At 63.3% G+C, this 17,320-nt stretch carries 19 protein-coding genes; 9 read left to right on the forward strand and 10 right to left on the reverse strand.

The window, feature by feature from the left end:
• The first annotated feature begins 98 nt into the window (after positions 1–98).
• Positions 99–1,082, forward strand: a complete 984-nt coding sequence (locus tag PCO31010_RS26240; protein WP_150666831.1) for a flagellar brake protein — start codon at positions 99–101, stop codon at positions 1,080–1,082.
• A 139-nt stretch (positions 1,083–1,221) separates the two neighbouring features.
• On the opposite strand, the gene xth is transcribed toward PCO31010_RS26240, so the two are convergent.
• Both xth and PCO31010_RS26250 read right to left on the reverse strand, forming a co-directional pair.
• On the reverse strand, positions 1,222–2,001 hold the full coding sequence (gene xth / locus PCO31010_RS26245; protein ID WP_150666832.1) for an exodeoxyribonuclease III: 780 nt from the start codon (positions 1,999–2,001) through the stop codon (positions 1,222–1,224).
• A 52-nt stretch (positions 2,002–2,053) separates the two neighbouring features.
• Positions 2,054–2,767 carry a riboflavin synthase subunit alpha gene (locus PCO31010_RS26250; RefSeq protein ID WP_150666833.1) on the reverse strand — a complete coding sequence of 238 codons (714 nt, stop codon included), beginning with the start codon at positions 2,765–2,767 and terminating at the stop codon, positions 2,054–2,056.
• A 124-nt stretch (positions 2,768–2,891) separates the two neighbouring features.
• Here PCO31010_RS26250 and PCO31010_RS26255 point away from each other — a divergent pair, with 124 nt between their 5' ends.
• Together PCO31010_RS26255 and PCO31010_RS26260 are read left to right on the forward strand one after the other, a co-directional pair.
• Positions 2,892–3,146 carry a hypothetical protein gene (locus PCO31010_RS26255; RefSeq protein WP_039398948.1) on the forward strand — a complete coding sequence of 85 codons (255 nt, stop codon included), beginning with the start codon at positions 2,892–2,894 and terminating at the stop codon, positions 3,144–3,146.
• Between the two features lie 27 nt (positions 3,147–3,173).
• The gene (locus PCO31010_RS26260) at positions 3,174–3,407 is read left to right on the forward strand and encodes a hypothetical protein (RefSeq protein ID WP_150666834.1); all 234 of its coding nucleotides are present in this window, start codon (positions 3,174–3,176) and stop codon (positions 3,405–3,407) included.
• A gap of 59 nt (positions 3,408–3,466) precedes the next feature.
• Here the strand turns inward: PCO31010_RS26260 and PCO31010_RS26265 are convergent, their stop codons facing one another.
• Positions 3,467–4,549: a calcium:cation antiporter gene (locus PCO31010_RS26265; protein ID WP_150666835.1), complete on the reverse strand. Its 1,083-nt coding sequence runs from the start codon at positions 4,547–4,549 to the stop codon at positions 3,467–3,469.
• A 377-nt stretch (positions 4,550–4,926) separates the two neighbouring features.
• On the opposite strand from PCO31010_RS26265, the gene PCO31010_RS26270 reads away from it, so the two are divergent.
• The 6 genes from PCO31010_RS26270 to PCO31010_RS26295 all read left to right on the forward strand — a co-directional run bounded on the left by PCO31010_RS26270 (position 4,927) and on the right by PCO31010_RS26295 (position 9,950).
• Positions 4,927–5,727 (forward strand): FadR/GntR family transcriptional regulator, encoded by an 801-nt coding sequence (locus PCO31010_RS26270; protein ID WP_150666836.1) that lies wholly within the window; start codon positions 4,927–4,929, stop codon positions 5,725–5,727.
• Between the two features lie 61 nt (positions 5,728–5,788).
• A complete protein-coding gene (locus PCO31010_RS26275) occupies positions 5,789–6,544 on the forward strand; it encodes an SDR family oxidoreductase (RefSeq protein ID WP_150666837.1) in 756 nt (251 codons plus the stop codon).
• A 19-nt stretch (positions 6,545–6,563) separates the two neighbouring features.
• On the forward strand, positions 6,564–7,424 hold the full coding sequence (locus PCO31010_RS26280; RefSeq protein WP_150666838.1) for a fumarylacetoacetate hydrolase family protein: 861 nt from the start codon (positions 6,564–6,566) through the stop codon (positions 7,422–7,424).
• Between the two features lie 49 nt (positions 7,425–7,473).
• Positions 7,474–8,235, forward strand: a complete 762-nt coding sequence (locus PCO31010_RS26285) for an SDR family NAD(P)-dependent oxidoreductase (protein WP_150666839.1) — start codon at positions 7,474–7,476, stop codon at positions 8,233–8,235.
• 180 nt (positions 8,236–8,415) lie between these two features.
• Positions 8,416–9,078 carry a DNA-3-methyladenine glycosylase I gene (locus PCO31010_RS26290; RefSeq protein ID WP_150666840.1) on the forward strand — a complete coding sequence of 221 codons (663 nt, stop codon included), beginning with the start codon at positions 8,416–8,418 and terminating at the stop codon, positions 9,076–9,078.
• Positions 9,078–9,950 carry a 23S rRNA (adenine(2030)-N(6))-methyltransferase RlmJ gene (locus PCO31010_RS26295; RefSeq protein WP_150666841.1) on the forward strand — a complete coding sequence of 291 codons (873 nt, stop codon included), beginning with the start codon at positions 9,078–9,080 and terminating at the stop codon, positions 9,948–9,950. Before PCO31010_RS26290 ends, PCO31010_RS26295 begins: the two co-directional genes overlap by 1 nt.
• Before the next feature lie 135 nt (positions 9,951–10,085).
• Here the strand turns inward: PCO31010_RS26295 and PCO31010_RS26300 are convergent, their stop codons facing one another.
• From PCO31010_RS26300 to PCO31010_RS26330, 7 genes are all read right to left on the reverse strand, one after another.
• Positions 10,086–10,757, reverse strand: a complete 672-nt coding sequence (locus tag PCO31010_RS26300) for a 16S rRNA pseudouridine(516) synthase (protein ID WP_150666842.1) — start codon at positions 10,755–10,757, stop codon at positions 10,086–10,088.
• 131 nt (positions 10,758–10,888) lie between these two features.
• Positions 10,889–11,758: an ABC transporter permease gene (locus PCO31010_RS26305; RefSeq protein ID WP_425495033.1), complete on the reverse strand. Its 870-nt coding sequence runs from the start codon at positions 11,756–11,758 to the stop codon at positions 10,889–10,891.
• Entirely contained in the window at positions 11,751–12,935 is a 1,185-nt protein-coding gene (locus PCO31010_RS26310; RefSeq protein WP_150666843.1) for an ABC transporter substrate-binding protein, read from the reverse strand. The genes PCO31010_RS26305 and PCO31010_RS26310 overlap by 8 nt, the downstream gene beginning before the upstream one ends.
• A 27-nt stretch (positions 12,936–12,962) precedes the next feature.
• Positions 12,963–13,850 (reverse strand): ABC transporter ATP-binding protein, encoded by an 888-nt coding sequence (locus PCO31010_RS26315; protein ID WP_150666844.1) that lies wholly within the window; start codon positions 13,848–13,850, stop codon positions 12,963–12,965.
• Positions 13,847–14,998: an acyl-CoA dehydrogenase family protein gene (locus PCO31010_RS26320; protein ID WP_150666845.1), complete on the reverse strand. Its 1,152-nt coding sequence runs from the start codon at positions 14,996–14,998 to the stop codon at positions 13,847–13,849. Before PCO31010_RS26320 ends, PCO31010_RS26315 begins: the two co-directional genes overlap by 4 nt.
• Complete coding sequence (locus PCO31010_RS26325) at positions 14,995–15,561, reverse strand: carboxymuconolactone decarboxylase family protein (RefSeq protein WP_046291682.1); 567 nt, start codon at positions 15,559–15,561, stop codon at positions 14,995–14,997. The genes PCO31010_RS26320 and PCO31010_RS26325 overlap by 4 nt, the downstream gene beginning before the upstream one ends.
• Positions 15,562–15,788: 227 nt before the next feature.
• Positions 15,789–16,808, reverse strand: coding sequence for an AraC family transcriptional regulator (locus PCO31010_RS26330; protein WP_150666846.1), 1,020 nt, complete (start codon positions 16,806–16,808; stop codon positions 15,789–15,791).
• Positions 16,809–17,320: the final 512 nt, after the last annotated feature.

Raw genomic sequence — 17,320 nt, forward strand, 5'->3', positions numbered from 1 at the left:
GTCGCGAAACGTCTCACCGAGCTTCATGACGCCACATTACGTACGTCGCGCCTCCTTAATCCGAGACTTTCTGGGGTGTCACACCCCTTCCAGGCATCATGCACTCGACTTGTATTGCGTCAGGCTATCCGGGGTTCGTGGCGGTCAATCGTCGCGAGCTTGACGCTCACGTCCCACTCTCCTGGCCACTGTTCGACGCTGACGGCACGCCATTGCTGGCGGCGGGCGAGCGTCTGCCGTCCGAAGCCGATCTGGACTGGCTGTTCACGATGTTTGCGCCTCACCGGCCGCTGCCCGAGGGCGCGACAACGGGTGAGGCCGCCGGTCGGACGGAGGCCGCGAATTCGGCGTCGCCGCTCGGTGCGGGGGCCTCGACGGTCTATTTGCACGGTTTGCCCGTTCCGCTGCCGATCGGTGCGTGGATTCAGATGCGGGTGGCACCGGACGCCGAGATGACGCGCGTGCGGGCCCGACTGATCGGTCGGGCACCCAACGGCATGCTGATTATCACGCCTCCCATGGCGGGAGACGCGCGCATGCCGATGGTGGCGGGGGATCGGCTGGCGCTCTGGACGTTCCCGGGCGACAACTTGTACGAATTTTCGTGCGACGTGCATAGCGTGCACCACGGCCCATTCGATTACGTGGTGCTCTCGCGTCCGTCGCAAGTGCGGGAGACGCCGGTGCGTCGTACGCCGCGTGTCGACACCCGGCTCGTGGCGCGGCTGTCGCCTATCGACGAGACGTCGCGTACGTCGCTTACGCGCATGCTGGCCGATCCGCAGGACACGCCGGAGTGGCTCGTACTGGTGCGAGACATCAGTGCAGACGGTGCGGGTATCGTGGCAAAAGCCCCGTTGCCGGAGGGATGTCTGCACGTCGCGGTGCAGTTCCGTGTGCCGATCGGGGCGGATATCGTGCCGATCGTCGGGCGTGGGGCGGTGCGCAGCGTCGAAGGGCCGAGGGCCGATGGCACGTGGGCTTACGGTCTCGAATTCATGCAGATGGATACGCGCAACAAGGCCGCGATTCGTTGCTTCGTCTATGAGTCGCGGCTCACGGATCCGCGTGCGGGTCAGTAGGCGCCATGCCGCGAACGGTGACGCGGTAAGCGCGCGCCATAGCAAAGTCATGGTCCCAAAGAAAACGGCACCCACGGGTGCCGTTTTTCATTGCTGCCGGCGCTTTCCGGCTGTTGCCCGATAACGGGCAAGCGCCGCATCAGTCCTTGAATGTAGCGACGACCGGCGTGTGGTCAGACGGCTGCTCCCAGGTGCGCGGCACGCGATCGATCTCGCAGCCGGTGCAGCGCTCTGCCAGTGCGGCGGAGGCGAGCACGTGATCGATGCGCAGTCCGGCGTTGCGGCGGAACGCGCCCATGCGGTAATCCCACCAACTGAACGTCTTTTCCGGTTGTTCGAACATACGGAAGGTGTCGCGCAAACCGAGCCCTTGCAGGCGCGCGAACGCCTGACGTTCCTGAGGCGACACCAGATTACTGCCTTCCCATTTCGCCGGATCGTGCACGTCGCGGTCTTCCGGCGCGATGTTGTAATCGCCGAGCAGCGCGAGCTGCGGGTGACGCTGCAATTCGTCCGACAGCCAGTGGGTGAGGGCGTCGAGCCAGTTGAGCTTGTAGACGAACTTGTCGGAATCGAGTGACTGGCCATTCGGGAAGTAGCCGCAGACGACGCGCACGCCGCCGATGGTCGCCGTGATCAGACGTTGCTGTTCATCGGGAAAATTCGGCAGGTTCTTGACGAGGTCGGTCGCTTCCCCGACCTTGGTGTGATTCACGAGCAGCGCAACGCCGTTATACGTCTTCTGCCCAGTGAAGTGCGACGTATAGCCGAGCGCGGCAATTTCCGTAATCGGGAAGTTTTCGTCGGTGAGCTTCAATTCCTGAAGGCACAGGACGTCGACGGGGTTGCTGCGCAGCCAATCCTGCACATGTCCGAGACGAACCTTGAGCGAGTTGACGTTCCAGGTGGCGAGTTGCATGAAGATCCTTTGAAAGTGAACGCAGGGCTCGGGTCTTAACCCTTGTGCCGCCTTATGCCTTGTCGGTGGGCAGCTTCGGCACCGCGACGAAGTCGTCGAGCGAGAGTCCCTTTTCCTTAAGCAAGGCTTCGAGCACCGGTTGCAGGCGGCCGAGGCTTTCCTGCACCGCTTCGCGGACCGTGTCGACGACCACCTGCGTGCTACGTTCGATTTCGATATTGACGCGCGAACCGGCGCCCTTGTCCTCGAACGTCGTCATGCGGCGCGTTTCCGGAATCAGCCATACCTCGAACCAGCCTTCTTGCCGGTTCACTTCCGAGACCGTCAGGCTCGCGCCGTTGATGGCGATGTAGCCCTTGGCGAAGACATACTTGCGGAACGCTTCGGGAATCGCGATGCGCAGCACGCGGTTCGTATCCGAGGTGCGCACGCTGAGGATTTCGGTCGAGAAGTCGATGTGGCCCGAGAGCGGATGGCCGCCGATTTCCGCGCCATCCTTGGCGGCGCGCTCCACGTTGACCTGTGCGCCCGCGCCGAAGCTGCCGAGGGTCGTCACGTTCAGACTTTGGAGAATGACGTCGAACGACGCGGCGGTAGGCGAGAGCAGTTGCGTGACCGTCAGGCAGCAGCCATCGACGGAGACGCTGGCGCCGAGGGTCAGGTCTTCGCAGAAGCCTTCGGGAAACGCCAGTTCGAGCGTGCGCATGCCGTCGCGATCTTCGATGGACGACAGCCTGGCCGTGCCTTGAACAATTCCGGTGAACATCGTGATGTCGGTATAAAGAGTCGTGGGTTGCTATGCCGCAGTATTCTACTGCGTAGCGACGGTATGCCGCTCGTCATGCGTCGTGCTACGATGCCGCCTTTTCACGGGATCTCGACAGATCGCTATGGGTTTCGAAGGCTGCCTGCTGGCGGAAGACTTTTACTACTGGGCGGAGACGTCGCCCGCGCCGGAAGGACAGTTCTACGGGGTGGTGCACTTTACCGGATGGCGAGACGTGGACGACGTCATCGAATCGCTCGATCCGCCGCTCACCCACACCACACCTGACGCCTACCGCTGGGCAAGCGACGCGCTGGAAGCCGCGCACGCGCTGGCCAAGACGCTGGCGGCCGAGGGCGACCTGGGCATCGACCCCTGAAGTAACGGACAACACGCGGACAACACCATGACACAGACTAAATTTGAGATTCAGAAGCGTCGCGGCCTGAAGATCGACGCCGGTGTGCGTCGCGGCCCGCCGACGGGCAAGGGCGTGGGCGCACAGGGCAAGCGCGGCGGCGGTGGCAGCAAGCTGCTGGGGGCGTTGCTCGGCACGCCGTCGGACGCAACGGAATCGGCTGACGTCAATGACGTCAAGGATGACGCTGCCGCAGCGGATAAGAAAGCGTCCAAGGCTTGAAGTACTGAAGCGCTGGCGGGCTAACGCGCCAACGCTTCAGGCACGACCGTATCACCGTATTACGGCACGATCGCCAGGAACAGGAATGCCGCGAACAGCACCAGGTGGACGGCCCCTTGCAGCACGGTCGTGCGTCCGGTGCCAAGCGTGAGCACGCTGACCAGCAGCGTGACGGCGAGCAGCACCGTCTCTTTCGGTGCGAGTCCCAGTTCGATCTGCTGATCGAGCAACAGCGACACGGCGGCCACCGTCGGAATCGTCAGGCCGATACTGGCCAGCGCCGAACCGAGCGCCAGATTCAGACTTGTCTGGAGCTTGTTGGCACGCGCGGCGCGCAGCGCGGCCAGCCCTTCGGGCAGCAGCACCAGCGCAGCAATCACAATCCCTACCACTGCCTTCGGCGCTCCTGCCGTCGCCACCGCCTGTTCCACGGCGGGCGAGAGCTTTTTCGCCAGACCCACCACAGCCACCAGCGCCACGACCAGCAGGCCGAGACTCAACACTGCCGTACGGCGCGAGGGCGGCGGCACGTGGACTTCTTCGCTCGGTGCTTTCGCCAGAAAGTAATCGCGATGGCTCACCGTCTGCACGAACACGAACACCATATAAAGCACCAGCGAGATCACGCCTTCGAACGCAAGCTGTGACGCCGTGAGCCCCGGGCCGACCACGGAATTCGTGTAGTTCGGCAGGACCAGCGTGAGCACGGACAGCGCGCACAGCACGGCGAGCGCGGCGCTCGCGCCTTCCACGTGAAAGCCCTGCGTGTGGTGACGCACCCCGCCGAACAGCAGACATAAGCCGACGATCCCCGTCGAGACGATCATGATCGCGGCAAATACGGTGTCGCGCGCCAGCCCCGCTTTGTCGGGTCCGCCGGAGAGCATCACCGAGACGATCAGCGCCACTTCGATGATGGTCACGGCCACGGCAAGGACCAGCGTGCCGAACGGCTCGCCGACCTTGTGGGCGACGGTCTCGGCGTGATGCACGGCCGAGAACACGGCCCCGGCGAGGGCCGCGGCACATAACGCGAGCGCTGCGGCGTTCGGCAAAAATGCGGCAACGCCGAGGGCAACGAGGGCCAGGATTGGCATGTACATCGTCCAGTGGCCCAGCTTGGCGGTCTTTGAGGAGGACATCGTCGGAGACTCCAGAATTTCGGGGAACGGGTGCAGCCAGGGGTACGGCAGATCAAGCGACGGCGGGAACATTGCCCCGATGAGAACCTCGGAGCGACAGATCATGGTCGCAGAAAAGTGACACCCCGACAACAAGAAGGCGTTGACTTGCGACGCAGTGCAATCTCGCGATGAAAATTTACGGAGATCCGCATGAACAAACGATCTTGCGAGATCGCGTGTTTGACTCCGAGTCGGAAGCTCTCGATAAATTCCGATGACTTTGTCAAAAATCTAAAGCCTGTGTGCCGCCGATGATGCTCGCGAAATTTTGCGTTGACAGCCGATAGGTGACAGGCGCAACATCTCGTTTATTGGTCTTACCACTGAACGACATCATGTCATTCGATCCCATCGTGCAGGTTTCCGTCTCGGAGCAGGTCGCGCAGCGCTTGCTCACGATGATCCGCACCGGGCTGCTCAAGCCCGGCCAGCAACTGCCGCCTGAGCGCGACCTCGCCAGCATGCTGGGCGTCGGACGCCCGGCCGTACGCGAGGCGATTCGTGGTCTGGCGCTGCTCGGATTGTTGCGGATCCGTCAGGGGGAGGGGACGTTCGTCGGTTCGCTCGAAATGCGGGAGTTGCTCGAACCGCTGGAGATGGTCATCGAGCTTAACGCTGGCACGCTGGAATCCCTGTTCGACGCGCGTCTGGTTATCGAACCCGGCGTCGCCGCGCTGGCGGCCACGCACATCAGCGACGAGGACATCGCACGTCTGCATGCGCTCGTCGATGACGAACAGGCGCTGCTGGGCAATCCCGAAACGTTCTCAGCGGCCGATATGGCCTTCCACGAGACCATTATCGACGCCTGCGAGAACCCTTTCCTGCAAAGCATCGCGAACAGTCTTTATCTGCTGGGCAAGAAGAGCCGCCGTGTGACGTCGCAAGTCGATGGCGTGCTCGAACGCAGCTTGCAGGATCATCGCCACATTCTCGACGCGTTGCGGTCGCGAGACCCGGAGCGGGCTGCGCAGGCGATGCGCGAGCATCTGTGCCGCGTGCGCGACGCCTATGCCGCGTCCGCCACGTCCACCGTGACTGCGAATGACGAAGACGTCGCTGCAGCTGCTGTAGCCGCGCACGCTGCCACGAACCCCACGAACCCCACGAACCCCACGAACCCCACGAATCTCTAAGTCGGCTCACCCGGCACTTCCCGATATCCCCAACGACCCACAGGCTCACGAGGAGACACTCATGACTGGCCGACTGACGGGCAAAACCGCCGTCATTACTGCTGCGGCACAAGGCATCGGACGCGCGTGCGTCGAGGCCTATCTGCGCGAAGGCGCGCACGTGATCGCCACCGATCTGAATGCCGACGCGCTTGCACAGCTGGACGATCACCCAAACCTGACGCGGCGAACGCTCGACGTGACCGACGGCGCGGCCGTGACCGCGCTTGCGAATGAACTCGGCGCGCTCGATGTGCTGTTCAACTGCGCGGGTTTCGTACATCACGGCTCGATTCTCGAGTGCGACGAAGCCGCTTGGGATTTCTCGTTCGACCTGAACGTGAAGAGCATGTACCGCACCACGCGGGCTTTCCTGCCCGCGATGCTGGCCGCAGGCGGCGGGGCGATCATCAATATGTCGTCGGCGGCGTCCAGTGTGAAGGGGGTGGCCAATCGTTGCGTCTACGGCACGAGCAAGGCGGCCGTGATCGGGCTGACGAAGTCCGTGGCGGCCGATTTCGTCGCGCGTGGCATCCGCTGCAATGCGATCTGCCCGGGCACTGTCGAGTCGCCGTCGCTGCGTCAGCGCATCGCCACGCAGGCCGATGCTGCGGGCACGAGTCTGACGGCGGTGCGCGAGCAGTTCGTGGCGCGTCAGCCGATGGGGCGTGTGGGCACGCCCGAAGAAATTGCGGCACTCGCCGTCTATCTGGGTTCGGACGAATCCTCGTTCACCACCGGCGCCATCCATCTGATCGACGGCGGCTGGTCTAACTGATTTCGCAAGGAGATTTGCTTTGAAACTGCTGCGTTACGGCCCGAAGGGCCAGGAAAAGCCGGGCCTGCTCGACACGGACGGCCAGGTGCGTGATCTCTCCGGCGTGACGGCCGACATTACGCCGCAAACGTTGAGCCCGCAGGGGCTGGCGGCGCTACGGGCGCTCGACGTTAAGGCGTTGCCGGTGGTGGCGTCGCCGGGACGGTTGGGCGTGCCGTTCTCGGGGCTGGGCAAGTTTCTCGCCGTCGGCCTGAACTACAGCGATCACGCAGCGGAGTCGGGACTGGCCGTGCCGTCGGAGCCGGTGCTCTTCACCAAGTGGGACAACTGCCTGACGGGGCCGAACGACCCCGTGGTGCTGCCCAAGGACTCGGTCAAAGGCGACTGGGAAGTCGAACTGGGCTTCGTGATCGGCACGACGGCGCGTTACGTGCCGCTAGAGCGCGCGCTCGATTACGTCGCCGGGTATTGCGTGGTCAACGATGTCTCCGAGCGCGAGTACCAGATCGAGCGCGGCGGCACGTGGGACAAGGGCAAGGGTTTCGACACCTTCGGTCCGGTCGGTCCGTGGCTGGTGACGACCGATGAAATCCGCGACCCGCAACAACTCGGCCTGTGGCTCGACCTCAACGGTGTTCGCCGCCAGACGGGCAACACGTCGACCATGATTTTCAGCGTGGCCTATCTGGTTCACTACCTCAGCCAGTTCACCACGCTCAAGCCGGGCGATCTCGTGACCACCGGCACGCCCCCGGGTGTGGGCCTCGGTCAGAAGCCGCCGGTCTTCCTGAAGCCGGGCGACGTCATGCGACTGGGCATCGACGGGCTGGGCGAGCAGGCGCAGCAGGTGCACGCGTACGACGCACGCCTGCTCGACTGAGTGCGTGTCCGATGCTTTTCACATCCATCCAGTTTCGGAGCGATTCACCATGCAAGATTTGAAGGGCAAGTTCGTGCTGATCACGGGCGCGAGTACCGGCATCGGTGCAGCAGCGGCGACGGCGTTCGCCGCGCAGGGTGCGCACGTAGCGGTGCACTACAACCGCTCGGCCGACAAGGCGGAAGCGGTAGCAGAAGCGGTGCGCTCGCATGGCGTGAAGGCCATGACTGTCGCGGCCGACGTGCAGGACACCGGCGCCATCGATGCTGCCGTGGCGCACGTGCTCGACGGCTTTGGCCGTATCGACGTACTGATCAACAACGCGGGCAGTCTCGTCAAACGTACGCCGTTCACGGAAGTGACGGACGCCTATTTCGATGACGTCCTCAACGTCAATGCACGCTCCGTCGTTGCGTTCTCTCGCGCTGTGGTGCCCGCGATGCGCAAGCAGGGCGGCGGCGCGATCGTCAACGTGACGTCGATTGCGGCGCGTCACGGCGGTGGCCCCGGCGCGCTGATTTACGCAGCGGCGAAAGGCTTCGTGAGCACGCTCACTCGAGGTATGGCCAAAGAGTTGATGCCCGACCGCATTCGCGTGAATGCCGTTTCGCCGGGCGTGATCATGACGCCGTTCCACGAGCAATTCAGCACGCAGGCTCAGATCGACGCCTTCCGCCAGAGCATTCCGATGGGACGCCTTGGCGAACCCGACGAGTGTTCGGGGGCATTCCTGTATCTCGCTTCTGAGACGCTGGCGAGCTACGTGACCGGCCAGATCATCGAGGTCAACGGCGGACAACTGATGCTGTAACACGCAGGGGCGGCCGATGTCGGAGACTCGGAAAATTCCGCATCGGCATTGCCTTGCGGCCCAATTTCGCGCGGGATACGTGGTTGCGGGTTCGCTTCTTCGGTAATTGCTGGCACACTTGCCCCATTCGTCCGCATGCCTTGGTCACATCGGGGTGCGAGCACAACTATCGAGGGGCAAATGGAACGCTGTCCGTGGAGTGAAGGCTTCGAACAATATCGTCAGTATCACGATCAGGAATGGGGCGTGCCTTTGCGCGACTCGCGCGAGTTGTTCGAATTGCTGATGCTTGAAGGGGCGCAGGCCGGGTTGTCGTGGTCCACGATCCTCAAGAAGCGCGATACCTACCGCGAGGCTTTCGATAATTTCGACCCGGCGCGCATCGCGAAGTACGGGCCGGAGGACGAAGCGCGGCTGATGGCCGATCCCGGCATCGTGCGCAATCGCCTGAAGGTTAATGGCGTCATCAAGGGGGCCAGAGCGTATCTGGCGATGGAGGCCTCGGGGACGCGTTTCAGCGACTTCGTCTGGCAGTTCGTGGGCGGTGAGACGTTGCAAAACCGCTGGACATCCCTCAGTGAAGTCCCGGCAACGTCCGCCGTGTCGGACGCCATGAGTCGTGCGCTGAAGCAGGCGGGATTCACCTTCGTTGGCTCCACGATCTGCTATTCGTTCATGCAGGCCGCCGGGATGGTGAACGACCATCTGGTCGCGTGCCCGCGTCATAAAGCGGTGAAGACGCTTGCGGTCAACGAGGCCAAAAACAGCGGCGCATCGGCCCGGAAACGCCGGGCAGGGGCGTCGTCGGCTACAATCGCGCCTGACGAATCAGGATCTGCCTAATGTTTAGCTACCGCCACGCCTTCCACGCCGGCAACCATGCCGACGTACTGAAACACTTCATCGCCGTTGAATGTATCGATTACATGCGCCAGAAAGACACGGCGTTCTGGTATATCGACACGCACGCCGGCGCGGGCGGCTACGCGCTCGACGGCAAGTGGGCCGACAAGACGGGCGAGTACGAGACGGGCATCGGCCGTCTATGGACGCGTAACGATTTGCCGCCGGCGTTGGCGGACTACGTTGCGCTGGTCCGTGAGTTCAACCCGGACGGCAAGCTGAGCTACTACCCCGGCTCGCCGTACTTCGCGCTGCAACTGCTGGGCGACCGCGACCGTTTGCGGTTGTTCGAGGCGCATCCGACTGAGCAGGAAGTGCTGCGCGAGAACTTCGAAGCGCAGGGGCGCGCGGTCGCACGTCGCACGATGATTTTCGGGGCCGACGGTTTCGCAGGCCTCAAGACGATTCTGCCGCCGGCACCGCGCCGGGGGTTCACGCTCATCGACCCGTCCTATGAGGACAAGCGCGATTACACGCGCACGACGCAGACGGTGCAGGAAGGGCTCGACCGCTTCCCGACCGGCATGTACGCCGTGTGGTATCCGCTCGTGCAACGTCGCGAAGCCGCGCAATTGCCGGAGCGCATGAAGCGACTGACGATCGACGAGAAGCCGATCAAGAATTGGCTGCACGTTTCGCTGACGGTCTGCAATCCCGTGCCGGGTGGCATGGGCCTGCATGGCAGCGGCATGTTCATCGTGAACCCGCCGTACATGCTGCAAGACACGCTCAAGACGACGATGCCGTATCTCGTCAAGGCGCTCGGTCAGGACAAGGGCGCGCAGTTCCTGTTGGAAGGTAAGCAGAGCTGAGGCGATCTGCCAAATATCGGCTGACCCGTATCGGCGAATCCAAACGGAAACGCCCAACGCTGGCATGAATGCCGGCGTTGGGCGTTTTTTGCGTTTGCACGTGATCGGGTGATGGTTCGCATCCCCCGAGTCCGATTACTTGGCGGTCAGCGGAATCTCGTACGGCAACGACAGCAATTCGTCCGGTGACAGATAACGCCATTCCCCGAGTTCGAGCGTGCCCATCGGTAAGCCACCGATGGCCGTTCTCACCAGACCCTCCACACGATTGCCCGCAGCAGCCACCATCCGCTTGACCTGGTGGTATTTCCCTTGCGTGATCGTGAGTGCAATTTCGTGGGATGACGGGCTCATGACGTCCGTTGCAGCGAGCGGCTCGGTCTCGTCGCGCAACAGCACGCCGTTGCGCAGTGCCTGCAACATTTCTTCCGTCACCGGGTGCTTTGTCGTCGCGACGTACCGTTTAGGTACGTGGCGGCGTGGCGACATCATGGCGTGCAGGAAGGGGCCGTCGTCGGAGAGTAGCAGCATGCCGGTGGTGTCCTGATCGAGCCGACCGGCCGGTTGGACGCCACGCACGGCGAGCGGGAGCGGCAACAGCGAATGCACGCCCTCGTGATGTGTCGGGCTCGTGGAGCACTCGAAACCTTCAGGTTTGTTGAGCAGGATGTAGACATGCTCGCGGTAGTCCCAGGACTCGCCGTCCAGCGTGAACTGAAGTCCTTTCGGGTCCACCGACTCCCGGAAGTTGTCGTGCACGACGCCGTCGATGGCGAAAGCACCGGATTGAATGAGCTTGCGGCACATCTTGCGACTGCCGAAGCCCTGCGATTGCAGTAAACGATCTAGCTCGATGATGCGTCTCCGTCAGGCATCTGGATTCAGGCCGCTATTGTAACGGCCTGTCCGCGTATATGCCGCGTTGCGCCCGTTCGTGCTTACTCGTCGTCCTGCATCGCGCCACTGAAGCGCCGGTAGATGAAGCGTGCCGCCCAGTCGAGCGCGAAGCCAAGCACACCGATCACCAGAATCACAGCGGTCAGTTCCGAGTACGCCAGCCGGTCGCGCGTGTCGAGGATGAGATACCCCAGACCCGCATTCACACCCAACATCTCTGCGGGCACCAGCACGATCCACAAGATGCCGATGGCCAGCCGCACGCCCGTGAGGACATGCGCTGCGATGCCCGGCACATAGACGTGCCAGAGCATTTCCCAGCGGGTCGCCGCCAGACTTTCACCAAGTTGCACCCAGCGTCGATCGATGTGCGTCACGCCTGCGGCCGTGCTCATCACCAGCGGCCACAAGGCGGCGAAGGCCAGCAGAAAATACACGGCAGGGTCGCCCACGCCGAGCGACATCACGGCAATCGGCATCCACGACAGCGGCGACACCATACGCAGGAATTGCATCGATGGCGTGAGTGCCTTGTCCAGCCAGCGCACGCGCCCAATCAGAAAGCCCAGCGGTACGCCCAGCACAACGGCCCACGCCAGCCCGACCGCGATACGTCGCAAGCTGGCGAGGATGTGCAGGCCAAGCTGCTCGTCGCGGATCAGGTCGGGCAGGGCGTTCAGTGCGGCCGCCGGTGAGAACTGCGACGCGAGAGAGCCGGGCGTAGTGAATAGCGAAATGCCGAGCCACCAGATCAGCACGATGCCTGCGAGCCCCGCAAGGCCGAGCCATGCGCGGCGCGCAGGGCGTGGCGTTGCCGTGCCCCCGTTTGACGAGGAGGGGTTTGGGGCGCAGGGGGCAGCCTCCACCGAACCAACGGGTTGCTGCACGCGGCTGGACGCGAGATCAGACAACGATCACCTCCTGACGGGTGAAACCCTCCGGCAGGCCGAAAGCCTTCATGCCACCGGCGGCGGCAATGCTCTTTTTCACGAAGCGGTCATCGACGAGATCGCGTGCGACAAACGACGGGTCGAGCTTCGCGAGGAACTGAGCATTCCCTTCGACCTGTGTCTTCTGCATGTGACGCACAAGCGCCTCCGTGTAGCTCGGATAGGGATAGGGCTGGAAGTCGATACGCTTCTCGTGCCAGTCGGCATGCACAATGGCCTTGTCGGCGAGATAGCGGCCTTGCTCGGAAGCGTCCGGCGCCAGCACGCGCTGCAACACCTGGAACGGGTGCGGTGTGTAGCGGTTCTGCCCCTCCTTGGACAGCAGGCGAGCCGCATCAGCGGGGCGCTCGCGCGTCCAGGCCTGCGCCTTGACGATGGCGTCGACGACCTTCTGCGACCATTCCGGGCGCGAGGTCAGGTCACGCTCGTGCATCGTCACGACACAGCATGCGTGGTTCTTCCAGACGTCGCCGGTAAATCGCAGTATTTTGCCGACCTTGAGGTTCTCGGCCGCTGCATTGAACGGCTCGGCCACGATGTAGCCCGCGATCTGTTTAGCGGCGAGGGCGGGCGGCATGTCCGACGGCGCCATCACGATCAGGCTGACCTCGTTGGCAGCGGGCGCTCCGCTCTTCTTGAGTACGGGCGTCAGGCCGTTCGCGGCAAGCAAGCCTTGCAGCACCACGTTGTGAATCGAGTACCAGAACGGCACCGCAAAGGTCTTGCCGCCCAGATCGCCAATCTTGTTGATGTCGTTGGCCACCGTGATGGCGCTGCCGTTGACGTGATTCCATGCGACGACCTTGGCCTGTGCCTGACTGCCGTATCGAGCCCAGACCGTCATCGGCGAGAGCAGGTGAACGACGTTGACCTGTCCCGATAGAAACGCTTCGATCAGTTGCGCCCAACTGCGCAACAACGTCGGCTTTTCCGCCTTGATACCAGCTTGTTCGAAGTAGCCGTTGTTATGCGCGACGAGCAGCGGCGTAGCGTCGGTAATCGGCAGATAGCCGATGCGCAACGGTGCGTCCGGCTCGGCGGCGGCACGCGCGGCGGCCGAGGCGAGCAACGGGGCCGCCCCTGCGACCGTCATCATCGAAGCGAGCTTGAGCCATTCGCGGCGGGAAATTTGGCACATGGTCTGAGAATCCCCGAAGGTGGGTGCTTAACGTGTGTGAGGTGTGGTGTGAAGTGCTGCGTGAGCGGATGTCGTATCGCGGGACATCGCAAGTTGCAGCGCTTGCAGAATCTCGATGCGCAACGCACCGAGCGCCTGCACCTGGGCTTCGCGCGGCGAGGGCACATCGATCTGCCATTGTGCAAGCGTGCGCCCCTGATTGCCGAGCAGCACGATCCGGTCCGAGACGAGCAACGCCTCGTCGATATCGTGTGTGACGAGGACCGTCGCCGCGCCGGTGTCGCGCACCACGGTCACCAGCAGACGCTGCATGTCGGCGCGTGTGACTTCGTCAAGTGCGCCAAACGGTTCGTCGAGTAGCAGTGCGCGCGGCTGACGCGCGAGACAGCGCGCGAGTGCCACCCGCTGCGCCATGCCGCCGGAAAGCTGGCGAGGATGCAGATGATGCGCATGGGACAAGCCGACTTCGGTCAGCGCGGCGTCGATGCGCGTGCGCCGCGTCTCGCGCGAGAGTGCGGGCTGGCGCGCGAACGTCAGGCCGAACGCCACGTTGCGCTCCACCGACAGCCAGGGCAGCAGGCAAGGGTCCTGAAAGGCGAGAGCCACGTCGGGGCGTGGACCGGTAAGCGGTGTGCCATCCACATCGACGGTGCCGTCGCTTGGTGCAAGCAGGCCGGCAGCAATGCGCAACAACGTGGACTTGCCTGAGCCGCTCGGGCCGAGAACGGAGACGAGTTCCCCCGGCGCGACCGAGAGGTCGACGCCGCGAAGGATTGCCCGTTCGCCGTAGGACAGGCCGATATTGCGAAGCGTCAGGAATGGCGATGCGCGCGATGTGTCCTCGCGCGCTGCGGCGAAATGTGCGTGCTCGGGTGCGGATGCGTGCGCGCGTTGCGTCGCCGTGGGTTGGGTCATGTAACCGTTCCGGTCTTGAGTTGCTGTGCGCGTTGCGCCGCCAGTTGGTTCTTTAGTTGCACGAGACTCGGCGTCACGATAGGCACAAAAGCGGCCTCGCGCTGACGTCGCGCGACACCCGAGAGTCCTCGCAGGTAACCGCGTCCGCCTCCAGTCTGCACTTCCAGCGTGGCAGCGTCGTGAACGAGTTCCGCTAGCGAGATGCGCAGTTTGAACAGGCTTGCGGGCGTGTCGATAAATTCGCCTTGCAGGACGCCCGCTTTCAGACGCGTCGTGAGGGACGCGAGCTGATCGGTCAGCGCGGCCACGTCGTCTGCCACCGCAGCACGCGCTGCCGGGCCGCTTTCGTTCGTGGCGTCGAGGCTGCGTCGCGCAAGGCCCAGCGACATGCCGCATTGCAGCCCCAGGAAGGCCGGGCGCACACGCACGAGCCAAGTCGGCGCGTTGTCGGCGATGCGGTCGTCATCGCTCAGTGGCGTGTCGGTCATCTGAAGCGCGGCGGTATTGGTGCCGCGCAGACCGATCAGATCCAGATCGTCGCTGCGATGTACCCCCGGCGCGTTGTGGGCGATGGCGAAGATCGACGGCGGACCCCCAGCCTCGTGGTCGATGGCGGCAGCGGCAACGAAGCCTTGCTTGCGCAGGTTCGTGATCCACGGCAAGCCACCGTTCACGCGCCACGACGATGTGCTGCCGCTACCCGTGCCAGATGAGGATGCGGCGGGTACGTCCGTCGCCCGGATTTGCAACGGCTCGATGGCCGACAAGTATTTCATTGCGTTCGACAGGCCGGTCGCGCCAGCCAGTTCGCCGCAAAGCAAGGCAGGCAGCAGACGATCGCGCAACGCCTGATTCGGGCTTTGCAGCAAGTACTCGATGAACGTGCGCTGTCCCCAAAGGACGAAGGCCGCCGCGAACGAATGCGCGGCAACGTCGGCAACGCTGTCGATCGCATCGCCGATCGTGCCGCCAGTACCGCCCAGCTCAACCGGAACGCCAACGCGCAGTAATCCAGCGCTGGCGAGTTGCGGCACCACGTCACCGCAAAGCGTGGCGTCCGTGTCGAGCGTCTCCGCATGCGCGTCGAGCCACGTTGCGAGTGCCGGTGCGCGGGCGGCGAGACCCTGCTGGCTGGCGGTGGTGCTCATGCCGCTTGCGCCTTCGGTTCCCAGCGATAAGCCGCCAGTTGCGGGTTCAGTTCGTTTTGCGAAAGATTGTTCGCGAAGTTGCACAGCGTAGCGAGCGAGACGCCAAGCACCACTTCGAGGGCGGCGGCATCGTCGAAACCCGCTGATTTGAAAGCGGTGAATTCGGCATCCGACACCGCGCCGCGCGTTGCGATCACGGCGCGCGTGAAGTTGGCGACTGCGTCGAGGCGGGCATCGGAGAGTTTGGCCTGATCGCGGATTTCATTCACGAGGGCTTCGGGAAGTTGCGCCTTCTTCAGCGCCACCGCCGTATGACCGGCAACGCAAAAGCCACAGCCATGAATCCCGGCCGCCGTGATCTGCACGACCTCGCGCTCGGCCAGCGTCAGGCTCGCGCGGCCATTGATCGCGCCCACCGTCAGATACGTTTCGAGTGCCGTCGGTGCGTTCGCGAGCGACGCCACTAGGTTCGGCAGGAAACCATTCGCCGCCAGCGACTTCTCCAAAAACGGACGGCTCGCCTCCGGGGCGGTCTCAACAGTGTGCAATGGCAGTCGGCTCATATCGGGCTCCTTACAGTCGAGCCTCCATTGTGCGCAAGGCCGGGCGCTTGCTCAATGCGCGCCCGTCTGGAAATTCTGCGGATTCGTCTCATCGGGGGACGGAAAATTCCGAGGTAGGAGGGGGAGCGCTCTCGAAGAATACGCTTGTCCCGGATGCGATGGTGGGCAGGCCATTGCACGCAAAGCCACAGTGGGCGAGCGTTTGCCGGTGATGGACTTCGCTAGTCTTAGTGCACCGGGTACGTGGCCAATGGGGTTGCAGCAGGCTGAGCGCCCGCGCTGGCCGCTTGACGACGCCATGCCCCCGGCTGGATTCCAGTCACACGTTTGAAAGCCTGCGCAAAGGCCGACTCCGACTGGTAGCCCACCTGCTCGGCCGCCTCCGGCAGAGAAACGCCTGCGCGCAACAACGCAGCCGCCGTCTTCATTCGGACTAATGTCACGAAGTGCGCCGGCGGTTGTCCGCCAACCTCCGCAAATTGCTTGCAGAATCGCGCGCGCGACATGTTCACGAAGTCCGCCATGCTATCCGTCGTCCAACGCTCGCCCGGAGACTCGATGATCGCCGCTGCAAGACGGCCGAAGGCGTCGCGACGCATTAAACGCCACATCCCTGGGGCGATGTCTTCTGCGTGTACCGCTTCGCGTAATGCGTAGTAGAAAAGCAGGTCGGTGAGGCGGGCGAGTAGCGGGGAGGGCGTGTCGCCAGGGCGGCGTGCTTCAGCCTGGATTAACGCGAAAACCTGCGTCATGCCATCAAGCCGACCGCTCGCGTGTCGCGCAATGATCGGGTTCGGCAGCAAGCCAAGTACCAGCGTGTCGAGATCGGTGCGGAATTCGAAAAAGCCACAGGCGAGGGCGACGGAGGGCTTTGCGGCTTGGGTGGTCGCCGCGCTTGCGCGAGGCTCCGGCGGCAGCGGTGTCATCTTGCCCAATCTGATGCTTAGGTCTGCCGGAGGTGTCGCGGATGGCGTCAGCGCGTGCGGAACGTCCGAAAGCAAGAACACAGCATCCCCGGCGCTCAATTCGGTCGTGCTCGCCTCGCGGCCCCCATCTGTACCGACGTGCAGATAACACCCGCCGTCCAACACCACATGGAAACTCGCCCGCTGATGCCCACCCGTCGACGCCTGATATACACCACAGTATTCGCCCACGTGGAACAGCGTGCTCTTTAATTCCAACCCCGCCAGCAACCAGTCGGCAACGCGGTCGGCCTCGTTCGCACCCAACACCTCTTGCAACATAACCCGCTCCACGCTGTCATGCCCTCAACGGCAAAACAATCATCCTCCCCACCGACATTCCCACAGACAACTATTTTTTCGTTGGATGCTTATTACTGAGGTTGGGGATGGGGGATGGGGGATGGTGGGCTGGGGCGGTGGGGCGCGCGGAAGGCCGGGGATCGGATGCGCCAGAGAAAACGCAAACCGGTAGTCGGGCTCTGCTTCTAGCGGTGCGGAAGCTCTTTTAAAACCGTCGATACGGCTCTGCCCCAGCGGTACCGCTTTACTCCCATACGGCGCCCCCGGCGCCGAGAGGACTCGGTCACGTTCCGCGACCCCGGCATCGCTTGCAAGCGATGCCTTTCGAGTCCCCACGCAATGTGCATTGGCACATTGCTTTCTGGGCAAGTATGAAAAAAGCCGATGATCTTTCGATCATCGGCTTTTTTGTATTTTTTTTGGTGCCCAGAAGAGGACTCGAACCTCCACGGTGTTACCCGCTAGTACCTGAAACTAGTGCGTCTACCAAT

Source organism: Pandoraea commovens (assembly GCF_902459615.1).
In the GTDB taxonomy this organism is placed as follows: domain Bacteria; phylum Pseudomonadota; class Gammaproteobacteria; order Burkholderiales; family Burkholderiaceae; genus Pandoraea; species Pandoraea commovens.